This window comes from Bradyrhizobium sp. 14AA (assembly GCF_054185205.1).
Genome location: NZ_JAVAYM010000002.1, coordinates 1 through 22480, shown reverse-complemented (window position 1 = coordinate 22480; position 22480 = coordinate 1). Strand labels below are relative to the sequence as shown.

Genomic DNA, 22480 nt, shown 5'->3' with positions numbered 1-22480 from the left:
AATTTAACTGAAAGAGGGGGAGTTTGATAATGGTTAGTCGTCGTGAAGTTGGATCGCTTGTAGGGCTCGGCGCCGCCGCCGCTGCGATGGCTGCAAGCTCAGCCGTGTCGCCTGCCGCAGCCCAGGCACAGCCTCCGGCTGAGAGTACTTTCGCGCAAATTCGCAGGACCAAGAAGCTTCGCATTGCCGGCATCGTCGGCACGGAGCCGTACTACCACAAGGACATCGCCACCGGCCAATGGTCGGGCTTTTGCGTGAGCATGGCGACGGATCTCGCCAAGGCGATGGAGGCCGAGGTCGAGATCATCGAGTCGACCTGGGGCAACTCGGTGCTGGATCTTCAGGCCAACAAGATCGACATCATGTTCGGCCTCAGTCCGACGCCGTCGCGCGCGTTGATCGTCGAATTCACGCGTCCGATCATGAACAACACTTTTACGATCATCGCCAAGTCCGGTTTTGAGCCGAAGACGTGGGAAGACCTCAACAAGCCGGAGGTGCGGGTTGCCGTCGACATCGGCTCGACGCACGATCTCTATGCCCGGCGAACCCTTCCTAAGGCGACGTTGGTTGCCCTCAAGTCCCCGGATGAGGCCGTGTTGGCGGTGCAATCGGGGCGGGCGGATTGCCTCATACAGGTAGCGATGCTGTCGCTGGTGACCGTCAAGAAAAATGCCAAGGTCGGTAAAGTCATCATCCCCACGCCGGTTGCGTCACAGCCGACCTGCTGTGGGGTGCGCGTCGATGTCGATACCCGCTTCCGCACCTACGTCGACAATTGGCTCGAATATAGTCGCTCCCTTGGAGCCTTGCGCGAGTGGATCCTGTCGAGCCTTTCGCTCGTCAATATCCAGGAGCAGGACGTTCCTCCCGGCCTCCAATTTTGACTTTCGACCGGGCTGCCCGCGTCTCCGTTGACGCGGGCAGCTTTGTATCAGGAAGCTGTTGAGTTTTGAACCAATCAGCCTCCGGCGCGAGAGGACACTTGATTGATGCAACATGAACGACGTCCTCCACTGGGCATCATCATGCTTGATATAGCGATCGACCGGCCGCCGGGAGATGTGGGTCATCCCGCCAGTTGGCCGTTCGAGGTCATCTTCAGGACCGTCCCGGGCGCGTCCGCGCGGAAGATCGTGGATGGCAATGACGCCGATCTGATCGAAGCATTCGTCGCAGCCGGCGACGCGCTGCATGCGCAGGGGGCGATCGGTCTGACAACGTCATGCGGCTTTCTGGCGTCGCGCCAGCGCGAGCTTTCCGCGCGGATGAAGCTTCCGCTCGCAACGTCGAGCCTTCTGCAACTGCCCATGGTCGAGCGTTGCCTTACGGCCGGCCGCCGCGCCGGCGTCATCACCTACGATGCGAAGGCGTTGACGGACAGGCACTTCGTTGAAGTCGGCGCCGATCCGGGGACGCCGCGCGTCGGGCTGCCGCCGAACGGCAGCTTGCGTGCTCACATCGAGGGCGGCCGGTCCTATGATCGCGACGGGCTGCGGCGCGATGTGCATGCGGCCGTTCGCGCGCTGCTCTCCGAAAATCCAAACATCGGCGCGATCGTTTTCGAATGCACAAATCTTCCGCCGTTCTCGGATGACGTGTCTCGTGGGTTCGGGCTTCCCGTCTACGACATCATTACGCTCGGGCGCTGGTTTCATTCGGGGCTGACCCAGACCGGCTATTCGCAATCGATTGGCAAGGAATAGGTCCGATGCATTACGACTGGAATTTTGGGTTTCTTTTGCAGTACAGCAGGATCATCGGTGTCGGCGCCGCCTATACGATTGGTTTTACGATCCTGACTGCTGGAGCCGGATTTGTTGTCGGATGCGTGGTGGCGATCGCGAGCTTATCTAACCTGAGATTTATTTCGGCTCCGCTCGTGATGCTGGTCGAGGTCTTTCGCTGCACGCCGGTGTTGGTTCAATTGGTGTGGATCTATTACGCGCTTCCGGTGCTGATTGGTGTCGAACTCTCGCCCGCAGTTGCGGCCTTCATCGCGCTCAGTTTTTACGGGGGAGCCTTCTATTCGGAGATCATTCGCGGCGGGATCGTGTCGATCGATGCGGGGCAGTGGGACGCCGGCCGCGCGCTCGGAATGCGCCGCTTCGACCTGATGAAGCGAATCGTGATGCCACAAGCGTTGAAACGGATGATCCCGCCTCTGGTCAACCAGGCCGTGCTGCAACTGAAAAACACCTCGCTCCTATCCGTGCTGGCGGTGCCGGACCTGCTCTACCAGGGGCAACTCATCACCTCGGCGACCTACCGGCCGCTGGAAACGTACACCATGATCGCCGTGATCTACTTCATCATTCTATTCCCCATGACTCGTTTCGCACGCGTTCTCGAGGCGCGGTTTGCGCATTGAAGCATGGCGCTACCAACGACAGGAGAATGCTGCCGTGTCTGATTCCGCGATGATCGAGCTCATTCAGGTGAAGAAGTCGTTCGGGGCCTTGAGCGTGCTCAAGGACATCTCTCTTCGTGTCCCCCGCGGGGGTGTCATGGCTCTGATCGGTCCCAGCGGCTCAGGCAAGTCCACGTTGCTCAGGTGCCTCAATCTGCTGACCCTCCCGGACAGCGGTGTCATCCGGGTTGGTCAAAGCAGCATGGACTTCACCAATGGGCACAAGCTTCCAGGCGACAAGGAGCTTTCGGCATTCCGCGCGCGGACCGGCATGGTGTTCCAGAATTTCAATCTGTTTCCGCACATGTCGACGATACAGAACGTGATGGAAGGACCGGTGACGGTGCTCAAGGTTCAACCAGCCATCGCGCGCGAAAGGGCACTCGGGTTGCTGGACAAAGTGGGGTTGAAGGACAAAGCGGACGTAGCGCCTGACAAGTTGTCCGGGGGCCAGAAGCAGCGCGTGGCGATCGCGCGCGCCCTGGCGATGGAGCCGGAGGTCATGCTGTTCGACGAAGCGACCTCGGCGCTCGATCCCGAGTTGGTCGGAGAGGTCCTCGCGGTGGTCCGCCGACTCGCGGCGGAAGGGATGACCATGGTGCTCGTGACGCATGAGATGGCATTCGCGCGGGAGGTCGCCGACACCGTGGTCTTCATGCGTGATGGTGTCGTGGTGGAGGAGGGGCCGGCGCGACAGGTCATCGATACACCGCAGCAGCCGGCGACACGCGCCTTCCTCAGTCATTTCCATAGCGGCCGCTTGCCGGCGGCTACGGACAACGGGTGACGAGCCGCGGCCGGATCAGGAATGGAACAGGACAAGAAGCCGTTGCGCATCGCGGTGATCGGCGCCGGCATCGTCGGAGCTGCGACGGCCTGGGAGCTGATCAAGGACGGACACTCTGTCACGCTGATCGAGCCGAGCGAGCCCGGCGGTCCGCAAGCGGCGAGCTATGGAAACGGCGCCTGGATTAGTCCCGCCTCGATCGTGCCGATGTCGATGCCAGGTCTCTGGCGCAAGGTGCCCGGCTTTCTGCTCGACCCCAACGGACCGCTGGTGCTGCGTTGGACGGCCCTGCCTTCACTGGCACCTTGGCTATTGCGGTTCCTCGCGGCGGGGTGGACTGTCCAGAAAGTCGAGCGCACAGCGCGTGTGCTCGCATCGATCCTGAATGATGGTCCACAGCGCCATGCCGTCCTGGCGGAGGAGATCGGCAGGCCCGACTATATACGCCGGTCCGGCCTGCTCTATGCCTATCGCAATCGGGAGGCGTTCGAGGAAGAAGCCTTCGCGTGGCGGCTTCGAAGCGAGAATGGAGTGCGATGGACCGAGCTCGATGCCGGGGAACTGCGGCGGCGCGAACCGGATCTGAGTCCCGGCTACCGGTTTGCCGCTCTTGTTGAAGAAGGCGCGCATTGCACCGACCCAGGCGCCTATGTGGCTGCTATCGTGAAAGCCGTGTGCGCTCGAGGTGCCGTTCTTCGCAAGGCGAGCGCAAACGGCTTTGTCGTGACCAAGGGCCGTCTTGAGGCGGTGACGACCGACCACGGCCGGATCGACTGCGATCGTGCCGTAATCTGCGCCGGCATCTACTCCAAGGCGCTCGCGCGAGCCGCTGGCGATCACGTCTCGCTTGCCAGCGAGCGGGGCTACCACGGCGTGATCGCGTCCCCTCGAGCCGGCCCGCGGCTTCCTATCATGCCGAGCGATGGAAGAATGGCCAACACGCCAACGGCTGCTGGCCTCCGGCTCTCGGGACAGGTCGAGCTTGCGCATGTCGACGCCGAGCCGGATTGGGCCCGCGTCGATATTCTGGTTCAACACGCCCTGAAGACCTATCCCGGTCTCGGGCCGCTCGAGCGCCTTACGATCGCACGCTGGATGGGTCATCGCCCTTCGACGCCGGACGGTCGTCCGGTCATTGGGGCGTCCCCCGCGTCACCTGATATCTTCCACGCATTTGGCCACGGACATATCGGTCTTGCGTCGGGTCCGATCACGGGTCGGATCATCGCGGATCTCATTTGCGGCAGGGAAGCGCCTATCGACCTTCCGCCCTTCGCCATATCGCGATTTGGCTGATCAAGCAGACAATTTGGCATTCGGGGCGGTATGAAGCCACGCGGCAGTTATGTCATCGTGTGTCCCCCAACCGCGACGCACCCTCGGCGGTTGGATGTTTCGCTGTAAGCCATTGATCTCTAATGAAGGGATTTTGACTTAGTTGGAAAAATTCTCTTGAGAAATCAATGACCGTGGGATGTCTCTTAATCAGCGGGTCCCAGGTTCGAGCCCTGGTGCGCCCACCAAAATTGCAGACAAAACAATGTCTTAAGAGGCGGTTTCGCAAGAGTCGATCGGCCGCTTTGGCTTGGGTCACGCCTGGGTCATGCAGATGAGGCAGTCGTATTCTTTTCCACAGCTTGGCGGTCAATTTTCCGTCGTTGCAAGGATTAGATTGCCGGAGCAGCTTGCCGCGCAAAAGCGCTCACCATTGATTGCGGGAGATACTGGCTCTGGCTGGTGACTGTAATAGAGTCCTTGGACTGTGTTCAGGCTGGGCGCTGACGGCGATTTGACCCGCCTTCTTCGCATGCGCCGGGCGGATCCGTCACTCGAGACCGTGGACCAGCGGGTGCAAACAAATTGGCCAGATCCCTGTCATCAAAGCTCTCACGCTCCGGCGTCGGCATCGATGATCGTGACGGAGAAGGCGCGGTTTCGGCCTCCTCACCGATTTCCGCAATGCGTTCGTGGACCACGCTGATCGCCCTCTTCAGTTCGTCGTCCGGGATCGCGAAACGGCGGCCGACGCGTTCGATCGTCTTGATATGGTCCCTGAGTTCCGATTCCGAATCGAGACCCTCGACGAACGATTGAACATCCCGAATATGGTCTGCGATCGCGTCCATGGCGGCGTCGGCCACGCGTGGGCTGAAAGACGTTCGTCTCGCGGCGATCTCATCCCATATGCTCTCTAGGTCGTCCGGCATCATGTGGCCGCCAAGCATTTCGGTCAGACCTTCCTCGAGACGATTGACCAACGAAGGCCGATCGTCCAACGCGTAATCGTCCTGCTGGTCGGAAAGTTCGAGCAGCAGCTTGACCCGCCGCGCCTCCTCGAAGATGGGCGCCCGCGTGGTCAGCACGAACCGGGCGTTTGACGACGTGCGAACCCTCTTGATGAAGCGTGCAAGGTCGGAGTCCTTGGCGGCAAGTGCGCGCGTATCCAATCAGCGTCCTTCGTAGACCGGTCGACGCTTTTCAGCTTCGGCATCCCGGCCTTCCTGGAAATCTCGGGTCTTGAGCAGTGCGAAATATTGTTCGCCGAGCTTCGCCATTGCCGCACTCTCCGATTCTTCCAGTGCCATGCGGGAGCTGGCCAGAGAGGCTTTGGTGCCGAGCGGAGCGGACGCAGCGATCTTGTTTGCAATTTCGATTGCCTTCGTGAGTGCCGCCTCCCGGTTGGGGGCCAAGACTTGAACGGTTCCCATCCGGAAGGCTTCTTTCGCACCCCAATGGTCGCCCGTCAGAATGTATCGCATGGCGTTTCCCCAACCGGCTTCTCTGGGAAAGCGGATCGTGGCGCCGCCTCCAGGAAATCGACCATGCGTATTTTCATCCTGGCCGAACTCGGTGTCTTCCGAAGCGACGCGTATGTCGGCAGCAAGGAAGAGTTCATGGGCCAAGTTCCAGGTGTCGCCATGGACGGCAATGACCAGTGGCTTCGTAAGCCTTGGCTTGCCCCGACCGGTCGGGTCGATGAAGCGCGGTCCATCCAGAAGCTTCCGACCCGACTGGGTGAACGATTTGGTGGCATCTACATCGATGCCTTTGGAGAAGCGATCGCCATGGCCGAACAGTACGGCGGCACGAAGCGAGGCGTCCTGATCATAGTCGTAGTATGCTCTCGCCAGTCCTTCCAGCGCCTCCGGGTCGATGCGGTTGTCGATGTAGGGCCGGTTGATGCCAATCAATACGACCTGTCCCTGGCGTTCGATCGTGATCTTCGTCTGAGGGCTGTATGGAATTTCGGCCATACGAGCCGTCTGATCATTTTGTGCTGACGTGGACGGCGCGCCTCCGGTCTGTTGCGCGTGCAAGGGCGGCAGCCAAAGCAGGACGACCGCAAGCGAGACTATCACTCTGTCGAAACGAAACATCTTGATCTCTCTCCGAGAAGCGAGGGTATGTGCTGGAATTGGGATGAGTGCCTAGTGCTCTGACGAACCTGGCTGCACGGACCGATATTGGGGTTCGCCTCAATCGCTCAATGGACACTCATCTCATGATCGGCGAGCGCAGTCAGGCGAGTGTGAACGATAGCGTCCCAAGTCTCTGGATCGTGCTTTCGATCTTGTCGCCGGCTTTCAACCAGATTTGCTTCTCCTTGGGATAACCTGCGATCACGCCAGAGGGCGTTCCGGTGAAGATGATGTCCCCCGGTTCGAGAGCGAAGAGCCGGGAGGCGTAAGCGATGATCTTCTGAGGATTGAAGATGAGTTTCGTCGTGTTCGACGATTGTCGCACTTCCCCATTCACGCGAGTCTCGAGGTCCAGATTGTTGGGATCGATCTGATCGGCGGAAACGAAGTAGGGGCCGATTGGGGCGAAATCATCAAGCGTCTTGCCGACCATCCACTGGCCGCCGGGGACCTCGAGCTGCAGATCTCTTGATGTAAAGTCGTTGCCCACGGCGTATCCGGCAACGTATGAGAGAGCATCCTCAGCGCGCACGTTGCTCGCCTTGCGGCCCATCACGACGACCAGTTCGGTCTCATAGTCGAACTTGTAGCAGACGTCGCGGGGCGGAAGCTGGACCGTCGCCATGTGCGGCGCAAGCGAGTTGTTGTACTTGTTGAATAGGATGGGCAGAGGAGGGAGTTTCTGGCCCGTTTCCTCGACGTGCTCCCGGTAATTTAGGCCGAGACAGACGATCTTTCCGGGCTTGATGAATAGACGTCCGAACTTGATCTTGGATTCGTCAAGGAATGCATCTTTGGCGTTGGGCGCCTTGAGAGCAGCCTCAATGAGCGTGTTCAGCTCCGCATTGCCGCCGTTGACGAGGAGGGCCTCCAACGTGAGCGGCGCCGATAATCCGAGGAGCTTGGTCGCGGCGGCCACGTCGAGCACGCCGGCGGCGGTCTTCACGCCCATGGTTTCGCGCCCGTCCTCCTGGCGTATCGACAAGACAGTGAGCTTGCGAGGCAGCTCGTCGCTCCCGCTGCTCCGCGATGCCGGGTCCCCCGCGGCCTGCGCACTGAGCTTGGTGGTGGCAAGCGCGGCCGCGGCAAGGCCGGCCTTCATCAGCTTCCGTCGTGAGTGCATGATAATCTCCCTGGTGTATTGTCGGTGAAGCGACTGAAGTTGTTTTCGTTGTGGCGCTCAGCCTTTGTCATGAGAACAATAGGCCAGGCGTATGGCGTGCGCGCCGGCTAATTCGGCTAGGCGTTATTCATCGGAGAATGGTTCCGGTCTAAGCGCCACGCGCCGGCCGAACGTTATGCTGCGGGCGGACATGGCGGCAGAACATCCGCCGTGATCGTCCAGTCAGGAGCGAGCGGCCAGGGGTAATCGATCTTCAGTGATGCAATCGGTGTTGAGCTCCGCAATCGAGGAACAACCAATCTGTGCCATGGTGTTGTCGATCTCTGCGAACATCATATTGAGCACGTCCGTGACGCCAGTTTCGCCCCGAGCCGCCAACCCGTAGAGTGTCGCGCGACCAAGTTGAACCGCGTTTGCTCCAAGAGCAAGCGCCTTCACGATGTCCGCGCCGCGGCGGAAACCGCTGTCGATGAGGATTGGTTGTGTGATCTTGCTTCGTGTTTCAGCCAAGACTTGAAGCGGGGAGATCGCGTCCCCCAGCTGCCGACCGCCGTGATTTGACAGGATGACGCCGTCTGCGCCCTCAGCGATGCATCGCACGGCATCGTCCGGCCGCAACACGCCCTTGACCAATAGCTGATGAGGCCAGATGGAGCGCAGCCACTTCAGATCTTGCCAGCTGAAGGTCGCGTCCAGGCCTCGTCTCATTTGCCCGGCCTGGCTTGCCGTGTCTGAAGCGTCACGTCTGGTAAAGTTCGCCACCTTTGGCATGCCGTACTTTGCAAAGTCGAGTGCCCAGCTCGGATGCGTCAGGCCATCGACGAGCAAGCTCGACGAGTAATTCAGTGGCAATTTGAAGCCATTGCGATTGTCGCGCTCTCTGAGCCCGTCAACTCCAAGGTCGGTCGTGAGAATGAGCTTGGAGTAGCCTGCTGTCTTGGCCCGCTCGACCAATTGTTGCGACAACGCCTTGTTCAACACATAGAGCTGGAACCACTTGTCCCCGCCCACATTTTGCGCCACGTCCTCAATCGACGCTGTTGAAGCGGTCGACAACGCAAAGGGAATGTTGGCCTTCTCGGCGGCTCGCGCCAACGCAATGTCCCCGTTGGGCCAGAATGCGCCATTCAGGCCGGTCGGGGCAATCACGATCGGTGCAGCATACTTCTGTCCAAACAAAACGGTCGACATGTCGCGTTTGCTGATGTCGAGCAGCCGTTTTGGACGGAAAGCGAGGCGTTCGAAAATCGCTCTGTTGTGCGACAGGGACCATTCGCCACCCGCACCGCCCTCGAGGTAGTCAAAAACAATCTTCGGCAAACGTAATCTCGCCAACTCGCGATAGTCGAAGACGTTTACCGGAGTGTCACCATAGTCGAAAAACCTCGCTTCACCAAGCGAGCTAGCAAGCGCCCCTCCGACGGCCGCTCCGCCAATGCCAAAAAGCAGATTCCGACGAGAAATCATGCTCAATCCTGCGCAGACGCAATCAATTCAAGTCTCGTGTTCTTGCCGATACGTTCACATCGGGAAGCAGCGCATGAACGCTGCAAACAGCTTTTCATCGCTCGCGCTCACCAGCTTGGAGGCGATCGCTTCGGCCAAATCGAGGTCGCGGTTGACCACGCTCAACCATGCCTCGGAATCCGCCGTGAGCTTCAATCCCGCTTCACCAACATGGCTGCCTGACACGATCTCCAGCTTCCGGTCCTTGATGATGACCGTCGCATCGAGCGTCGTTGTTCCCGTGAAGCTGAGATGTGTCACGAGGTCCAACCCCTTGGCCCTGCCGCGCTGGAAACCAAGCGACAGGGAGAAGAGGTAGCCCTGAACGTTGACGCTATGGCGGCCCGAAGTGACATACTGGACCTTTTTGTGAGGGAAGCGCCGTGTGACCGTGTCCTCGGCATCGGTGTCCCGGATCACGTAGACGAACTCGTCTTTGTCGATCAGCGGCTTGACCACCTCCGCGAAGTGGGCGTCGCGGTTCTCCAGGAAGGGCCCGATAACATCTTCGCCGGCCGGACAGGCTGCGATGCAATAGGCGGCCTTGTAGCCCGGTTTGAACGAGAGCGACTGCCAGATGTTCAGCGTCTCGGTGCGGGGCACGCGTGAGCGATAGTCCTTGGCATCCTTCGAATCGGCGACGGTCTCGACCCATTGCGCGAAGTTGCCGAGAAAGTCGTGATAGTTGTGGGTCTGGCAGGACAGGAAATCGAAGGCGCCGTCCGGTTTGATGGCCCCGACCGGACAGGCGGCGACGCACAATTTGCATTCCAGGCACGGATTGTAGTCGATCGACTGGTCATAGGCGTCGACCTCCCGTCCGAGCAGAATCGTGCCGAGCACCATGAAGCTTCCGAACTTCGGATGGATGATGCTGCGATGGATTCCCATGCGACCGAGCCCAGCCTCCACGGCGACCGGCTTGTGCTGGACCATCATGACCCGTGGCAGATCCATCTCCATTGGAAAGGCGGACACCGAGTTGCAGGCCTGAATGCCGTGCTCTTCCAGCGCGCGGACGATCGCCCGCGCAGTCTCGTTGGCATGATCATAGGTGCCGTGGAATTCCTCGTTGGCGACCGAACGGGCTGGGGAACGGACCGGCTCACGATTCATGCTGCACGCGATCGCGAGCAAGGACCGCGTGCGGCCGTAGACCTTCCGGATGACCTTGACCTGAGGTGCGATCGCGGCGCGACCGATCTCGATGATGCCTGCATCATCAGCGCCGCAGTCGCGCGCGATTTGCTTGATCAGGTTCGCGGAAACGGGGGTGTCGGCAACTTGCCGGCCGCGGGAGCGGACGCTCTTCACCGTGGGATGATCTTCAAGGCTCAAGGCGATCCCCCTCGATAAATTGGCTCGTCATCGCTTCCCACCCTGTCTTGAAGCGCTCGGCGGCAGGTTTTGCCGCCCGCAAGTCCAGAGCCATATCAGTAGCGTACGCTTACCACGGTGCGCTGCGGCCAAAATCGGCTAGGCGTTATTCAGCGGAGAATTGGGCGTTGGTCCGGGCACAAGCGCCTATATGCGCAATGCTCACCACTTCTCCACCCAAGGCCTGAGAACCACTTCGAAGGCCCAGGTCGAGCGATGTTGGCGATGCAGGTGCAGATAGGTTTCAGCGATACGATCGGGGTCGGCCATGTTGTCGTCGACAGTCGTTCCGACCAGGCGGTGGGCGCGCCTCCCGTCCTCCTGGGTCCAGCCGATCGCGGCATCGATAGGCACATTGGCGACGTGGATAAGGGCGCGCGCCGTCCGCAGAACGTGCCGTCGACCAAGGTGAGGAAGCTTGCGGTCATCGGTGCAGGTTTCATGGGCGCCGGCGTCGGTTATATTTCGGCTCAGGCCGGCATCGATGTGGTGCTGATCGATCGCGACCAGGCCTCGGCGGACAGGGGCAAGGACCACGCCCGGGCGAACGCCGATGCGGCGGTTTCCAAGGGTCGCATGAATCAAGCCGAAGGTGATGCCATCCTGTCGCGCATTACCGCCACCGCAGACTACAATGCGATAAGCGATTGCGACCTGGTGATCGAGGCCGTGTTCGAGGATCGGAAAGTCAAGGCAGAGACCTACGCCAAAGCGCAGCCGCTTCTGAAGGACGGCGCGATCTTCGCGACGAATACCTCCACGCTGCCGATCAATTCGCTGGCCGAGGAGTTCAAGGATCCGTCAAGGTTCATCGGAATCCACTTCTTCTCTCCAGTCGAGAAGATGATGTTGTCGGAGATCATCGTTGGAGAGGACACCGGCGACGTTGCGCTGGCCACCGCCCTGGACTACGTGCGACAAATCAAGAAGACGCCGATCGTCGTCAATGACTCGCGGGGCTTCTACGCCAACCGTTGCGTGATGCTCTTCATCTTCGAAGGGTACCAGATGCTGCTGGACGGCGTGCCGCCTGCCATGATCGAGAACGTCGCCAAGATGGCCGGCATGCCGGTCGGTCCACTCTCGCTCAGTGATGAAACTGCTCTCGATCTTGGGCTGAAGATCTTGAGGGCTACCGAAGCCGATATCGGCACGCAGGCGATCAACCAGGATCACAAGAAGTTGCTGGTCGAGATGGTGGAAAAGCGCGGACGCCTCGGCCGGAAGAATGGCAAGGGCTTTTATGATTATCCGGAGAAGGGCAAGGGACAGAAGAAGCTATGGCCGGAGTTGACCGTGCTGCAGCCCAAGCTTCTCGATCCGGATACGCTCGACGTCGAGGAGTTGAAACAGCGGTTTCTCGCGGTCCAGGCGGTGGAAGCTGCGCGCACCGTGGAGGATGGTGTCATCACTGATCCGCGAGAGGCCGATGTCGGCTCGATTCTTGGATTCGGGTTCCCGCCCTTCACCGGGGGCACGCTGTCCTACATCGACTTTATGGGTGCGAAGAAGTTCGTCGAACTGTGTCTGAAGCTGGAGAAGAAATATGGTTCGCGCTTTACTCCGCCAAGGCTCTTGATCGAAATGGCCGCTAGAGGCGAGACATTCTACGGTCGCTTCACCCCAAAAAAGGCGGCCGCGGCATAGCTACGTCGATATCCCTTCCCATCGTGGCGGGACAACGGCCAATCCGGTGCCCCGTTGACGGAACAGCCCGTTCATTGTCGGATGTGAGGGAATGTCTTCCGCTAGGCTGCCTTGGATTATCGAAAGACCGGCTGTTTCGTTGCGGGGGACGGAGCGAGCAAATCAAACGGTAAACACGAAGCTCGGCCGTTTGACGCCCCTTGTCCGAGACATCCGAATGGCGTTGCTCGTCGTGCGGGAAGGCGGTTGGTTCGTCTCGTGAATTCGAACTATATCACTGTTCCGCTGTTTCCTGATCTGGCGGGGCGATAGTCCGTACCACTGCGAAACGGCGCGGGAGAATGTACTCGCTTCCGAGTAGCCAAGCAGGTGACCGATACGAGAGAGGCCGACATCTGTCTCGGAGAGCATGATCAAGGCCTCCGCCATCCGGTAGGCCTCGAAAAGTTCAGAGAAGCTCGTGCCGGCTGAACGCAAACGGCGCTGGAGCGTGCGCGGTGAACAGCCGACTTCGCTGGCGACGGACTCGATATTGGCTGCACCCGGACCGAGCTTTGCGATCGCTGCCTGTACCCTTTGGCAAAGGGCATCCATTCTTCGGAGAGTACCCAACAAAGTCTCGGCGTACGCGATATTGATGTCGCACAAGGATCGATCCGCTCCGGATCTGATCGCATTCAGCGCCTTGGCATCGTAATCGATGGAAGCGTATCGGGCGCCAAAGCAGACGTCGCATTTCAAGATCTGAGCAAACGATACCTGATCGGCATCTGGCCGCCCAACAAGCCGGACAAGCGTGGGCCTCGGACCGCTGGCGACGAAACAGGCGATGATCGCATCGGTGTGGAGCACATCCATCGATACGGCGTCCCAGTTGGGCTTATACTGCAGCCGAACAGATCCTCCCGTGGATTGCGTCGTGAACTGGCCGCCCTCGCTCAGTAACGCCTGATAGTGCAAAAGGTGCTGAACTGCCTCGCCAAATGTGGGGCTATGCGCCGTGATGATCGCGATCACGTTTGTGGCGTGAATAGGCAAGGTGCTGCCGACCTTGACTCCGATCAGAGGGTCGCCCGAAAGAAGCCGGGCGCGGCCCCAAATGGTTCTTGTTGGAGACAGCTCAATGCGGCTCGTATCCGGAAATCTGCCGTCCGCGACGCCGCGGACCCCGACTGTTAGTCGGGTTCGCTCCAGGCCCTGTCGTTCAAGGCCGTCGAGAATTGCGTTAAACCAGCATGAGGCGACTGTAAGAGCTGCCAAGGCGACGGTTCTCCCTGCGGAGCGCCGTCGAATGATATCAATGTTTCGACACACATCGCCATAGCCATTTTATCTGCTCTTCGGATTCCTTTGCGACGCCTCGGTCGCAGCGGGTCCGGAAGGCTTGGCGATACTTCACGGTATCGATCCCGCCGGGAGAGCCCGTCTGAGGTCCTCAATTCGGCCGGAGCTTGCCCCGGCAAAACCTTGGCACCCGGCCATTTTCGATCGCCGATCGGCGTCAATGCGCCTTGGAGGCTAGAACCTTCTTCATCCACGCCTCTTCCTGCCCGACCTTTGGCAGAATGAATCCGGCCTCCATCACATTGTCCGGATTTACTTCATCAAGGCCGGCAATGATATCCGAGGTGGGGACATCGAGCACGCGCGATACAAGGGATGAGTATTCGGCCAGCAGCGACGCTTTGGCTTCGTCGTTTCGCCCCTCCCGAATTGTTGTCGCTATCAGTAATCTCTTTGCGGGCGCTCCCCCCACAAAGACGCTTTCCGATTCCTGGAAGACCACGTTGACGAGCCATCTGGCTCCGCCCGCGATACGTAGGTGCATTTCCACCAGCGCTTCGGCGAGCTCAAACTTCTGCTCGGAGCTGATCGTGCCGCGTTCACTCGTGATCGTATAGATTGGCATGCCGTTTCCCACCGTTGCGCTGTTCTTAGGATGTCCTGGAAATATCACGTCCCGGCTAAGCGGGTTCTATGGCCGTGCGCGCCAAAAAGTTGACGTTGCGCGCCAACCCCTATGTTTCGTTTTGCCGCATGACCGCCTCATGCTCCAAATGAAGCAACAGACCAAGTCCGATTGAACGGAAGTGGCAGGACCGGTCGGAGGATTCCATGTTGGGCTTGATGCAAGACTGGCCTTTGCTGTGTCAGCGGATCATCGATCATGCCGCAGCTTGTCATGCCGGTCGCGAGGTGGTGACGCGGTCGATCGAAGGGCCGATCCATCGGACCAATTACGGCGAAATCAGAAAACGTGCGCTAAAGGTTGCCCAACGACTGGACCGCGACGGCATCGTGCTCGGCGATCGGGTCGCGACATTGGCCTGGAACACCTGGCGACACATGGAGCTCTGGTATGGAATCATGGGGCTCGGCGCCATTTGCCACACCGTGAATCCCCGGCTGTTTCCCGAACAGATTGAATGGATCATCAATCACGCAAAGGACAGAATTCTCTGTGCTGACGTCACATTCGTGCCGCTTCTCGAAAAGCTCTCGCGACACCTCGAATTCATCGAACGCTTCGTCATATTGACGGATCGGAAGAACATGCCGAACACATCCTTGCGGGGAGCCATTGCGTATGAAGACTGGATCGATAGCGTCGATGGCGACTTCGCCTGGAAGTCCTTTGACGAGAATACCGCTGCCGGCCTGTGCTATACGTCAGGCACCACAGGGAATCCGAAGGGGGTGCTGTATTCTCACCGGTCAAACGTACTTCAGTCGCTGATGACTGCCCAAGCAGACGTGATGGGTTTAAGCTGTAACGATACGGTGCTTCCGGTTGTGCCGCTATTTCATGCCAACAGCTGGGCTTACGTATTCCAGGCGCCAATGGTCGGCAGCAAGATCGTTTTTCCAGGCGCGAAGCTCGATGGCCCTTCGGTATATGAATTGCTCTGCGACGAGAACGTTACGTCGACGGCCGGCGTGCCGACGGTCTGGCTCATGCTTCAACAGCATATGGAATCGGAGAACTTGCGACTGCCGTCGCTTAGAAATTTGACGATCGGTGGGGCGGCGCCTCCGCCCACAATGATCGAAGGCTTTCAGCGGATGGGGATCGCTGCACGCCAAGGCTGGGGTATGACCGAGATGGGGCCCGTCGGATCAATTGGGTACCTGAAGCCGCCGTTCGAAGGCTTGACCGGCGCTGAGAAGCTTGCCCAGCTTTCAAGCCAGGGCTTTGCGCCGTTTCTCGTCGAAATGAAGATCACCGATGACTTCGGCGCGAAACTTCCCCGCGACGGAAAAGCATTCGGAAGACTGAAGGTGCGTGGCCCAAGCGTCGCCAAAGGGTACTTTGGCTTGGATGACCAAGTTTTGGACGAGGAGGGCTATTTCGACACAGGCGACGTCGCAACGATCGACGAGCACGCATACATGCGCATAACCGATCGATCCAAGGACGTGATCAAGTCGGGCGGCGAATGGATATCGTCGATCGAGATCGAGAATGTCGCTGCGGCGCACCCTGCCGTGCAGGAAGTTGCGGTGATCGCCGTCCCACATCCGAAATGGGGCGAAAGGCCGCTTCTCGTAGTCCAGATCAAGCCGGGTGCGGAAGCGTCCAAGAGCGCCATTCTTTCGTATCTCGAGGGCAGGATCGCGAAGTGGTGGATGCCTGATGACGTCGTGATGGATTCGATTCCGCATACGGCGACGGGAAAGGTCAAGAAGTCAGAGCTTCGTGAGCGTTACCGCGACCACCAGCTCCCGAGCGCATCGGCGTCCTCGCGGCCGCCGTCGGATGGTGAAACGTCCAAGTCAGGGCGAGCTAACCTTCACAGTTGAGATCCGTCACTGCGCAAGGTCGTTATGTGATCCGCTCAAGTTTACCGCACCTCTGTAATCCACTTCGCGCCACGACGAGTCGGATGGGACCTGCGGTGGCGCGCACGGGCCTATGGCGGTTCGCACCGGCCTATTCGTTGGTGAATAGGCGATATGCAGATTTTTGATTGCTGGGAATTCCGCTAGGCCTTTAGTCCTCTGACACGTCCGAGGGGACCGCATCTGAGTGGCTTACAATGGCTGACCTTCGCATCTTTTCATATTTGCCGAACCCGAGAGTTTGGAAGGCGACCATTGCGGGCAGATTTGCAGGAGTTGAGATCGAGATTAAAGGTGCCCCTGCGAAGGAGTTGAAGGGCTGGCTCTGGGATTACAATGCCGCCCCCGTAGCTTCCTACGAATGGCATGCGTACTCGCCGCTCGCTCGGACTGGCAGGGTAGGGATGACAGGAGAACGCTTGTTCAAGACAGAAGCGTTCATGAATACCCACCCATTCGGCAACGTTCCTGCCGCGTTCGCTCCCGGCGGAAAAATTGGCATCTTCGAATCGAACAGCATCATGCGAGCGGTGGCACGCCTGAGCAAGACCGAATTCCCGCTCTATGGGCACGATGCTTACGAGACTTCCAGGATCGACAGCTTCCTGGATGTAAGTCTGATTTTTGCGCGAGACGCCCAGATCTACCTTCTCGCGCTGTCAGACGGGACACTGGACGCGGCAATCCACGCGAGAGCTCAAGAAGCTTTCTCGATCTACGCCTCCGGACTTGAGCAAGCGCTCTGGCCCGCCCGCCGGGTGCTGGTCGGCGACAACATTTCCCTTGCAGATATCTGCTTCGCCACAGAGTTCGCTCTTTTCATGAACGAAAATTGTCGAGCGCGTCAGCTGCAGGAGCTGGGCCTAAGCAGAATACTCCATAGTGGTGTCCGCAACGAGTATCCACGCATGATGAGACACTTCGGTCGGTTGTTGAAGCATGAGTATTTCGCTGCGGACCTTGGGCCATACGTGGATAAACTGTCCGTAGCGGCAGCCTGATGTGACGGTATGCAGTATGTCTACAACTCAACTCGCCGCGTTCGCGGTGCGGTGTCATGAAGTCGTACTTAAGGGTGCCGTCGGAGATTTCTCAGACAGTTCGTCTGGAAGGTGTAGTGGGCCTTACAACGCTTGCCGGGCAGAACAACTCACCAGGAAGAGGCGAATTCGGCTCTCGTGCGCAAAGGACAGCTCAATTTAACCAGCCGGCGTGCTTATTAACAGCCTTCACAGCCCTGGAAACATGCAGTGAACATTTGTTCAATTGTTGCTTCCCACCGATTTGTGTTCAATCCCCCGCTTGACGTTCTGCATGACAAGCATCATCCTGAGATAAAGATGACGAGCATCATTTTATCTCCGCTCGGACATGTCTCGAAGGGGTGGAAATGGACAACGTGGTCGGTGGCGAAGCTGCGCGCGGCGGACCTTTCTCTGGAGCGGAGCCCCGCAACACGGGGATAGAGGCAACTCGTAGTTGCCAACACAAACCTCGCTTGACCGAAACCAATTGGGATCTGTTTAGGCTCTTCTTTTCGGTGGCGCGGACCGGAAGCGTCAATAGAGCCGCCCGGGACTTGGGCATGAGCCAGCCGACTCTTAGCAGGCGCTTGAAGGAGTTGGAGCGGAATATCGGTGCGCCGCTGTTCTTTCGGGTTTCGTCTGGAGTGAAACTGACCCAGGAGGGACAGGACCTTCTCCGCTCGGCGGAAGAGATGGTTCGTTCTTTCGAGGAGTTTCACCGGGACCTGTCCCTGCGTGTCGGCCATCGGTCGACCGCCGTCAAGATCTCTGCGACCGAAGGCCTGACCAAGCACTGGCTGCTGCCTCGGGTCAAGAAGCTGCGCGCACTGAATCCTCAGATCCGGCTTGAGATCAATTCCACGGTCGAGCAGCAGAACCTTGCCACCAGTGATCTCGACCTGGTTATTAGGATAGGACATCCGGTTGACAGCGAACTCGTCGGCCGCCGCATCGGAACCATCGCCTTTGGTCTGTTTGCATCTGACAGCTATGTGGCTGAGCGTGGTGCACCGAGGTCCCTGACCGAACTGGTCGACCATGAACTGATCGGAAGCATGACCGAGTACGGCAGGCTTCACAACGAACGCACCAGTCACATCGCTTTGTTGACGGCCTTCAATTCGGCTGCGAGCGCCCGGAGCACCTTGAAGCTCATGCCGGTCGTCAATCATTTCACTGCGACGGCGGAAGGTCTTGGCTTGGCGTTTCTGCCGGTGCCGTTTGCCTTGGCCGAAGGCTTGGTGCGTGTGCTTCCGGACGAGACGGCCATTCTCGATTTATGGCTGCTCCGCCGTCGCGAAAGCGACCTCAGAAAGATGACCAAGCAGGTCTGGCGCTTTCTGGAAGCGGAACTGACTGACACCAAGTCGTGGTTTGTCGGGCAGAAGTCCGCTCAGAAGCGATTGCAGCGGGTTGCGCGGTCCAGTCAAATTGCCCTGGCACCTTAGCTCGTCTGCGCGGAACCGACGCCGGAGCAAGCTTGACCATCGGATCCGTCGCGCTCGGCAGTTCGGTTACCTTACCAATTCTCCCCGAACGGGCGTAGTTCGACAAGGAATGACCAAGTCGACCGATCCTGGTGGGCGACCCGAAACATCTCCTCCGCTATGGCGGCAGGTTTTGCGAAGAAATCGTCGGGCTTGTCCGCCGCCAAGATTGGGCGGGTGCGGGGCGTGTCGATCGCTGCGTCGATCATGAAGTAGGCGACATGAATTCCCCTCGGCCCGAACTCGCGCGCCATCGATTCGGCCAAGATGCGCTGGGCCGCTTTGGTTGAAGCGAAGAAGCCCCAGTTGGCCTTTCCACGAAAGGCGGACGTGTTCCCGGTGACCAGGATCGCACCTTTCCCGGCCTCCAGCATCTGCGGAATGGTCTCACGGGAGAGATGGAGCAGCGCGGTGGTATTGACCCGGAAGTTCTTCTCCAAATCGTCAGGGTCCATGGCCAGGATGCTTCCCCGCGTTGCACGCAGAGCATTGTGAACGACGACTTGGGGAGCACCCATCTCGGTCCTGATCAGGGCGAGCGTCTGGACCAATGCCTTGAGATCTCCCACATCGCAAGGATAGGCGCGCGCGCCCTCGTACTTCGATGCCAGATTGCGGATGTTCTCCGCATTGCGGGCTATCATCGCGACCCGGTAGCCACCTTCGCTGAAGCGCCTGGCGATCTCCGCGCCAGTGCCGTGCTCAGGACCGACCCCGGTGACGAGGCAAACGGGATTTGTCATATAGGCCTCCTCAGAGCTGAAAGGACGGGCGCGCCGAAACTTTGGCAAACCATGCCGCGACGGCAGGATAGCGCGCGCCGATATCCATGTTCAGCGCGTTGGCCGAGCGTATGGCGAAGAAGCCGGTGATATCTGCGACGCTGAACTGGGGGCCGGCGACGAATGCGTTCTTGGACATGTGCGGCTCCACGCGATCGAGAAAGATCTCCATCATTTCGCGCCCACGAGTGACCAGTGCGGGCAATTGCGGCAGACCATTCCGGGTGCCCGGCACGACTCTACCGGCGAAGACAGGCAGGGAGTTGCGAGCGGCATGCAGCATCGGAACAAGGCCGTCCAATTCGAACCGCCGCAACCACATGTCGACCACGGCGCGCTCGGTGCTCGTCCGCCCAAAAAGAGCTGGTTGCGGGTATATTTCTTCGAGATAGCGGCAAATCGAAACGGACTCCGCGATGACCGTGCCGTCGTCCAATTCCAGGAAGGGGACGCAATGAAACGGATTCTTCTCGGTGAGCGCGGGGGTGAACTGCGCACCTTCCCGGACGTTCAGTTGTTCGGTCGGTAGTTTGAGGCCCTTCTCGGCCAGGAAGACACGAACGCGTTGAGCGCTCGCCGCAGGTCCGAAATCGTAGAGGTTCATCGTCGTCCTTTTCTTCCCTTCGGGCCGCTATTCTTCAGTTGCCTCGCGGCACTCTACAAGGTCGAGAATGCTCTGTCGGGCCGCGCGCAATATCTTGTCAGACATCGGACGATCTCTCGCCACTCGCGAAAGAGCGACCGCTCCGACCATCGTGCAGACGATGGAAATGGCGGATTCATCGGGGTTATCGCCTTCCACCAGGTCAGCCACTTTGTCGAAGTACTGGGAGAGATAGCTCGTCATGACGTCGCGCGTTCTTCGATCGCTTCGCGCAACGTCTCCAGCCAGCGCCGCTACTGCACACCCGACACTCCGATCGTCTCGATGTGCCTTGCTGAGATAGGTGTTTAGCATCGCCTTGAGAGTGCGCGGACCGTTCGCGCTTCCCACGCGCGCCGATTCCGGGCCGCCTTCCGAGAGAGCTTTTGCCAAAGCATCGGAGATCATCTGATCGCGCGATTCAAAGTGCCCGTAGAACCCGCCGTGCGTCAACTTTGCCGATTTCATGAGCTCGGCAATGCTGAGGCCGTCCAATCCCAGCTCCCGGATCTGGATTGCGGCAGCATCCAGGATACGCTCCCGACTTTTCGCTTTGTCCGCTTGGGAGTGGCCCATCTCATCGACTCCGGTCAGAATAATCGGAGACCTGCATATCAAGAACTCCGGCTGACGGCCAATATTGAATTCTTGAACGGCTATACCTCTCGCCTGCCGAGGAACGCCAGGCGCTCGAACAAATGCACGTCCTGCTCGTTCTTCAGCAGCGCGCCGTGCAGCGGCGGGATCAGCTTGCGCGGGTCGCGTTCGCGCAGTTGCTCGGACGACATCTCCTCGTTGAGCAGGAGCTTCAGCCAGTCGAGCAGCTCGGAGGTCGAGGGCTTCTTCTTCAGGCCGGGCACCTCGCGCACCTCGAAGAAGATACGCAGCGCCTCTTCCACCAGGCGCTTCTTGATGCCGGGGAAGTGGACGTCGACGATGCGGCCCATGGTCTCGGTGTCGGGGAACTTGATATAGTGGAAGAAGCAGCGGCGGAGGAAGGCGTCCGGCAGCTCCTTCTCGTTGTTGGAGGTGATCATCATGATCGGGCGCTGCTTCGCCTTGATCGTCTCGCCGGTCTCGTAGACATGGAATTCCATGCGGTCGAGCTCGAGCAGGAGGTCGTTCGGGAATTCGATGTCGGCCTTGTCGATCTCGTCGATCAGGAGCACCGGGCGCTGCTCGGCCGTGAAGGCCTCCCACAGCTTGCCGCGCTTGATGTAGTTGTTGATGTCGGACACGCGGGCATCGCCGAGCTGGCTGTCGCGCAGTCGCGACACGGCATCATATTCGTAGAGGCCCTGCTGGGCCTTGGTGGTGGACTTGATGTGCCAGGTGAGCAGCGGCGCGTTCAGCGCCTTCGCCACTTCCTCGGCCAGCACCGTCTTGCCGGTGCCCGGTTCGCCTTTGATGAGGAGGGGACGCTGCAGCACGATCGATGCGTTGACGGCCACTTTGAGATCGTCGGTTGCGACGTAATTTTTTGTCCCAGTGAATTTCATGGCCACCAGAGTTGTTCGAGTGGATGGTATGCAAGGTATGATCTGAATAGCGACAGTTTTGCAAGCGGATCAAGCCCGTGGCCTCTCGGCCGCTCCCAAAAGCCACGTATATTCCTGGAGTGACTCGCATGCAGAGTCGACGAGTTGCGGTTATCTGCCCGAGCGCAGCTCGACGCGATTAAAGTCCCATGATTCAAGTGCTTTGTGCCTTACTCATTCAGAGCGATTGGTCGACCATCGGCAGAGCAAGAATCAATGCGCGAGGCTATTCACCGATGACGCGTCCTTATTCTCGTTTGTCGATCGGGCGCGCCTAGATCCGGGATAGTTTGCTCGGATACCGGATGGTCCATGTATCATGTTCCTGCAATTCTTCACTTCTCTGCGCGACGCGCAGGTCCCCGTCACGCTGCGCGAATACCTCACGCTGATGGAGGCGCTCGACGCCGACCTCGCGGACTACACGGTCGAGACTTTCTATTATCTCTCTCGCGCGTCCCTCGTGAAGGACGAGCGCAACCTCGACAAGTTCGACCGCGTCTTCGGCACGGTGTTCAAGGGGCTGGAAAGCCTGCTCGACGCCATGGAGAAGGCGGAGATCCCCGAGGAGTGGCTGAGGAAGCTCGCCGAAAAATACCTGTCGGAAGAAGAGAAGAAGCAGATCGAGGCCATGGGCTGGGACAAGCTCATGGAGACCCTGAAGAAGCGCCTCGAGGAGCAGAAGGGCCGCCACCAGGGCGGCTCGAAGTGGATCGGCACCGCCGGCACCTCGCCGTTCGGCGCCCACGGCTACAATCCCGAGGGCGTGCGCATCGGCCAGGAGAAGAACCGCAACAACCGCGCCGTGAAGGTGTGGGACAAGCGCGAGTTCAAGGATCTCGACGGCAATGTCGAGCTCGGCATCCGCAACATCAAGGTGGCGCTGCGCCGCCTGC

The 22480-nt window shown here is 59.3% G+C and carries 18 protein-coding genes and 3 pseudogenes; 10 read left to right on the top strand and 11 right to left on the bottom strand.

Annotated features, from left to right (window positions below):
- The first annotated feature begins 29 nt into the window (after window positions 1-29).
- The 5 genes from RAD15_RS05185 (at window position 30) to RAD15_RS05165 (ending at window position 4493) form a co-directional block, all read left to right on the top strand.
- A complete protein-coding gene (locus tag RAD15_RS05185; protein WP_458175083.1) occupies window positions 30-887 on the top strand; it encodes a transporter substrate-binding domain-containing protein in 858 nt (285 codons plus the stop codon).
- Between the two features lie 105 nt (window positions 888-992).
- A complete protein-coding gene (locus tag RAD15_RS05180; protein WP_458175081.1) occupies window positions 993-1706 on the top strand; it encodes an aspartate/glutamate racemase family protein in 714 nt (237 codons plus the stop codon).
- A 5-nt stretch (window positions 1707-1711) separates the two neighbouring features.
- Window positions 1712-2371, top strand: coding sequence for an amino acid ABC transporter permease (locus RAD15_RS05175; protein ID WP_280707931.1), 660 nt, complete (start codon window positions 1712-1714; stop codon window positions 2369-2371).
- 34 nt (window positions 2372-2405) lie between these two features.
- The gene (locus RAD15_RS05170; RefSeq protein WP_458175079.1) at window positions 2406-3197 is read left to right on the top strand and encodes an amino acid ABC transporter ATP-binding protein; all 792 of its coding nucleotides are present in this window, start codon (window positions 2406-2408) and stop codon (window positions 3195-3197) included.
- A gap of 21 nt (window positions 3198-3218) precedes the next feature.
- Window positions 3219-4493, top strand: coding sequence for an NAD(P)/FAD-dependent oxidoreductase (locus tag RAD15_RS05165; RefSeq protein ID WP_458175077.1), 1275 nt, complete (start codon window positions 3219-3221; stop codon window positions 4491-4493).
- A 470-nt stretch (window positions 4494-4963) separates the two neighbouring features.
- Here the strand turns inward: RAD15_RS05165 and RAD15_RS05160 are convergent, their stop codons facing one another.
- The 5 genes from RAD15_RS05160 to RAD15_RS05140 form a co-directional block, all read right to left on the bottom strand.
- Window positions 4964-5644, bottom strand: coding sequence for an nSTAND3 domain-containing NTPase (locus RAD15_RS05160; RefSeq protein WP_458175075.1), 681 nt, complete (start codon window positions 5642-5644; stop codon window positions 4964-4966).
- Window positions 5645-6574: a crotonase/enoyl-CoA hydratase family protein gene (locus RAD15_RS05155; RefSeq protein ID WP_458175073.1), complete on the bottom strand. Its 930-nt coding sequence runs from the start codon at window positions 6572-6574 to the stop codon at window positions 5645-5647.
- 142 nt (window positions 6575-6716) lie between these two features.
- The gene (locus RAD15_RS05150) at window positions 6717-7718 is read right to left on the bottom strand and encodes a fumarylacetoacetate hydrolase family protein (protein WP_458175071.1); all 1002 of its coding nucleotides are present in this window, start codon (window positions 7716-7718) and stop codon (window positions 6717-6719) included.
- 243 nt (window positions 7719-7961) lie between these two features.
- Window positions 7962-9206: an alpha-hydroxy-acid oxidizing protein gene (locus RAD15_RS05145; protein WP_458175069.1), complete on the bottom strand. Its 1245-nt coding sequence runs from the start codon at window positions 9204-9206 to the stop codon at window positions 7962-7964.
- Between the two features lie 54 nt (window positions 9207-9260).
- Complete coding sequence (locus RAD15_RS05140) at window positions 9261-10583, bottom strand: 4Fe-4S binding protein (RefSeq protein ID WP_458175067.1); 1323 nt, start codon at window positions 10581-10583, stop codon at window positions 9261-9263.
- Window positions 10584-10982: 399 nt separating this feature from the next.
- Between RAD15_RS05140 and RAD15_RS05135 the strand changes: the two are divergent.
- A pseudogene (locus tag RAD15_RS05135) lies at window positions 10983-12269 on the top strand (3-hydroxyacyl-CoA dehydrogenase family protein); the annotation flags it as partial.
- 162 nt (window positions 12270-12431) lie between these two features.
- Here RAD15_RS05135 and RAD15_RS05130 read toward each other — a convergent pair.
- Complete coding sequence (locus tag RAD15_RS05130; RefSeq protein ID WP_458175065.1) at window positions 12432-13529, bottom strand: helix-turn-helix domain-containing protein; 1098 nt, start codon at window positions 13527-13529, stop codon at window positions 12432-12434.
- A gap of 241 nt (window positions 13530-13770) precedes the next feature.
- A complete protein-coding gene (locus RAD15_RS05125) occupies window positions 13771-14178 on the bottom strand; it encodes a tautomerase family protein (protein WP_458175063.1) in 408 nt (135 codons plus the stop codon).
- Between the two features lie 206 nt (window positions 14179-14384).
- On the opposite strand from RAD15_RS05125, the pseudogene RAD15_RS05120 reads away from it, so the two are divergent.
- The 3 genes and pseudogenes from RAD15_RS05120 to RAD15_RS05110 form a co-directional block, all read left to right on the top strand.
- Window positions 14385-16007 (top strand): annotated as a pseudogene (locus tag RAD15_RS05120) (long-chain-fatty-acid--CoA ligase); the annotation flags it as partial.
- Between the two features lie 299 nt (window positions 16008-16306).
- On the top strand, window positions 16307-17110 hold the full coding sequence (locus tag RAD15_RS05115; protein ID WP_458175061.1) for a glutathione S-transferase: 804 nt from the start codon (window positions 16307-16309) through the stop codon (window positions 17108-17110).
- Window positions 17111-17607: 497 nt separating this feature from the next.
- Window positions 17608-18582, top strand: a complete 975-nt coding sequence (locus RAD15_RS05110; protein WP_458176050.1) for a LysR family transcriptional regulator — start codon at window positions 17608-17610, stop codon at window positions 18580-18582.
- Window positions 18583-18653: 71 nt separating this feature from the next.
- Here the strand turns inward: RAD15_RS05110 and RAD15_RS05105 are convergent, their stop codons facing one another.
- From RAD15_RS05105 to RAD15_RS05090, 4 genes are all read right to left on the bottom strand, one after another.
- A complete protein-coding gene (locus RAD15_RS05105; protein WP_458175059.1) occupies window positions 18654-19364 on the bottom strand; it encodes an SDR family NAD(P)-dependent oxidoreductase in 711 nt (236 codons plus the stop codon).
- Window positions 19365-19374: 10 nt separating this feature from the next.
- Window positions 19375-20007 (bottom strand): glutathione S-transferase family protein, encoded by a 633-nt coding sequence (locus tag RAD15_RS05100; protein ID WP_458175057.1) that lies wholly within the window; start codon window positions 20005-20007, stop codon window positions 19375-19377.
- Window positions 20008-20034: 27 nt separating this feature from the next.
- Window positions 20035-20622, bottom strand: a complete 588-nt coding sequence (locus RAD15_RS05095) for a TetR/AcrR family transcriptional regulator (RefSeq protein ID WP_458175055.1) — start codon at window positions 20620-20622, stop codon at window positions 20035-20037.
- Between the two features lie 80 nt (window positions 20623-20702).
- The gene (locus RAD15_RS05090) at window positions 20703-21545 is read right to left on the bottom strand and encodes an AAA family ATPase (protein ID WP_458176048.1); all 843 of its coding nucleotides are present in this window, start codon (window positions 21543-21545) and stop codon (window positions 20703-20705) included.
- Window positions 21546-21903: 358 nt separating this feature from the next.
- On the opposite strand from RAD15_RS05090, the pseudogene RAD15_RS05085 reads away from it, so the two are divergent.
- A pseudogene (locus RAD15_RS05085) lies at window positions 21904-22480 on the top strand (VWA domain-containing protein); the annotation flags it as partial.